The following is a 2,713-nucleotide window of genomic DNA, read 5'->3' as shown; positions in this document are numbered from 1 at the left end:
GCTGACACACCATCGCCAGCAAGCCGGCTCCTACAAGGGATTGTGTGCGCTGGAAATTATGGGGGCATCCTTGCACTATGAACGCCACACCAACAGGAATCCCTTCATGCCCGACGACATCCACTACTACGAACCCGCCAACGGCCACGGTCTGCCGCATGACCCGTTCAATGCCATCGTCGGCCCGCGCCCCATCGGCTGGATTTCTTCGCAGGATGCCGACGGCCGCCTGAACCTGGCGCCCTACAGTTTCTTCAACGCGTTCAACTACATTCCACCGATCATTGGATTTTCCAGCGTCGGACGCAAAGACAGCCTGAACAACATCGAGCAGACCGGCGAGTTTGCCTGGAACCTGGCAACCCGGCCGCTGGCCGAGCAGATGAACCAGAGCTGCGCGATGGTCGGGCCAGAGGTCAACGAGTTCGAGTTGTCCGGGCTGACGCCTGTGGCGTCGAAAATCATTCAGGTGCCACGGGTCGCCGAAAGCCCGGTGTCCTTCGAGTGCAAGGTCACGCAGATCATCCAGTTGCAGCGCGCCGACGGCAACGTGGTGCCGAGCTGGCTGATTCTCGGCGAAGTGGTCGCCGTGCACATCGCCAAATGGCTGTTGAAGGACGGGGTGTACGACACCGCCGCGGCAGAACCGATTCTGCGCGGTGGCGGACCAGCGGATTACTTTCAACTGGGCCCAGAGGCCTTGTTCAAGATGTTCCGCCCGGGAGCGGTCAGGTAATTACCAGATCAGCTCGCCGTCTTCGCCGACGCCCTTGAGGTGCGTCAGTTGCAGGGCGGCAGCTTCGTCCGCTTCTTTGGCGGTCTTGAACGTCTGGTCTTCCAGCAATTTGTTGAAGCGCGGTGCGCCCGAGCCACCGATGGCTTTGGTGGCAATCGCCGCATAGTAACCGCCCTCGCGGGGCACTACGGCGGATACGGCTTCGAAGGTTTCAAAGGCTTTGCGTGCCATGTCGCGGATCCTGGCTGATTGAGAATGGCGTCATTAAACCCTCAACCCGCCAGTTTGTGTACCCGCGACCGGGACTGCCACTGCGCCTGGGCCGCCGACACGTCCTTGAAGGTATGGAAATCCAGGCTGTTGACCACCAGCTCTTGCACCAGCTCAGCAAAAATATCCATGGCCGGCGTGCTGAAATAGGCCGTCATGGCTTGCTGATGGGTCCAGAAACCGGACACCAGCCACAATTCCGGATCGCACTGCGAATGCTGCAGGGAAAAACTCAGGCAGCCAGGCGCGGTGCGCGACGGCTCGATCAAGGCGCTGAGGCGCGCACCGAGTTCCGCCGAACACCCGGCGCGGGCCCGGACGAAGGCCATATGACTGACGGGGATCTGCTTAGACATGTTCAACCCTCCCAGGTACTCGAGTGGCAGCCGTGGGACGGGCTGCGACAGGATCCAAGATTAAGCCCCTGCACGCCGCCCCGTTAGTCGATTCCTGCCGGCTTGTTGCACAATCCTGCGAGGCTGCATTCCGTACCTGTAACAATGTGTGAATAGTGTCACAGGCCTGAAACACGAGGTTCGAGCAAGTTTTCTCTGCCATAGACTGCCTTGGCAGCACGCCTCTTCAACCCCGTGCAGAATCAGGCAAGCTTTTCGCAGGATGTGTCTACCGCTGTGCCTTGCACAAATTTAAGCTCAGCTCATTCCCATTGCTTCGCCGAGGATGCCCTGCATGTCGTCGCTCGATCACTTTCAAGCCCCGCTGGACGCCGACATGGAGAAACAGCGCGCGGAACTGGCCGCTATCATCCGTCGCAACACGATGGAGGATGGCACTTATGCCACTGCCGTCGCCTCGCTGTTCATGGGCAAACACAGCCAGTCCCATGAGTTCGCCCCGGTGCTGGCGCAACCGGCGTTGTGCATCATGGCGCAGGGGCGCAAAGAGGTCAGACTGGCCGACGAATACTTCAATTACGACCCGCTGAATTACCTGGTGGTGTCGGTCTCCATGCCCCTGAGTGGGCGGATAGTGAACGTCACCTCTGAAGAACCGATTCTCTCGGTGCGGCTGGACATTGATCCGGCGGAAATCACCGCGTTGATTGCCGACGCCGGCCCTTTGGGCGTGCCGACCCGCCCCACCGGTCGCGGTTTGTATGTCGAACGGATCGACACCGCGATGCTCGACGCGGTGTTGCGCCTGGCGCGATTGCTGGACACGCCGAAAGACATCGCCATGCTCGCACCGTTGATTCGCCGGGAGATTCTCTATCGGTTGTTGCGCAGTCAGCAGGGCCATCGCTTATATGAGATCGCGATTGCCAACAGCCAGAGCCACCGCATCAGCCAGGCGATCAAATGGCTCAACGGCAATTATGAGCAACCGCTGCGCATTGATGATCTGGCCAAGGAAGTGAATCTGAGCGTGTCGACCTTGCATCACCGGTTCAAGGCGATGACGGCGATGAGTCCGTTGCAGTATCAGAAGCAACTGCGCTTGCAGGAAGCGCGGCGGTTGATGCTGGCCGAAGGACTGGAAGCGTCGGCGGCGGGGTATCGCGTCGGGTATGAAAGCCCGTCGCAGTTCAGCCGTGAGTACAGCCGGTTGTTCGGGGCGCCGCCGCTGCGGGATCTGGCGCGGTTACGGTTGACGGTTTAGCCGAATTCAACCGCACACCTGTAGGAGCGAGGCTTGCCCGCGAAGAACGATAACGCAGTTTTCCAGAAGTACCGCGCTGCCTTCTTC

At 60.0% G+C, this 2,713-nt stretch carries 4 protein-coding genes; 2 read left to right on the top strand and 2 right to left on the bottom strand.

Features of this window, described 5'->3' with window-relative positions:
* Positions 1-106 precede the first annotated feature (106 nt).
* Positions 107-736 (top strand): flavin reductase family protein, encoded by a 630-nt coding sequence (locus KGB27_RS31250; RefSeq protein ID WP_008041982.1) that lies wholly within the window; start codon positions 107-109, stop codon positions 734-736.
* On the opposite strand, the gene KGB27_RS31245 is transcribed toward KGB27_RS31250, so the two are convergent.
* Both KGB27_RS31245 and KGB27_RS31240 read right to left on the bottom strand, forming a co-directional pair.
* Entirely contained in the window at positions 737-967 is a 231-nt protein-coding gene (locus KGB27_RS31245) for a hypothetical protein (protein WP_008034307.1), read from the bottom strand. It lies immediately after the preceding gene.
* Between the two features lie 41 nt (positions 968-1,008).
* Complete coding sequence (locus KGB27_RS31240) at positions 1,009-1,362, bottom strand: putative quinol monooxygenase (protein ID WP_008034309.1); 354 nt, start codon at positions 1,360-1,362, stop codon at positions 1,009-1,011.
* A gap of 334 nt (positions 1,363-1,696) precedes the next feature.
* Between KGB27_RS31240 and KGB27_RS31235 the strand changes: the two genes are divergently transcribed.
* Positions 1,697-2,626, top strand: coding sequence for an AraC family transcriptional regulator (locus tag KGB27_RS31235; RefSeq protein ID WP_192228607.1), 930 nt, complete (start codon positions 1,697-1,699; stop codon positions 2,624-2,626).
* Positions 2,627-2,713 lie beyond the last annotated feature (87 nt).

Source organism: Pseudomonas sp. BF-R-01 (genome assembly GCF_019946615.1).
GTDB classification, from domain to species: domain Bacteria; phylum Pseudomonadota; class Gammaproteobacteria; order Pseudomonadales; family Pseudomonadaceae; genus Aquipseudomonas; species Aquipseudomonas migulae.
The sequence above is the reverse complement of the archived record's forward strand: the minus strand, read 5'-3'. Positions and strand labels throughout refer to the sequence as shown.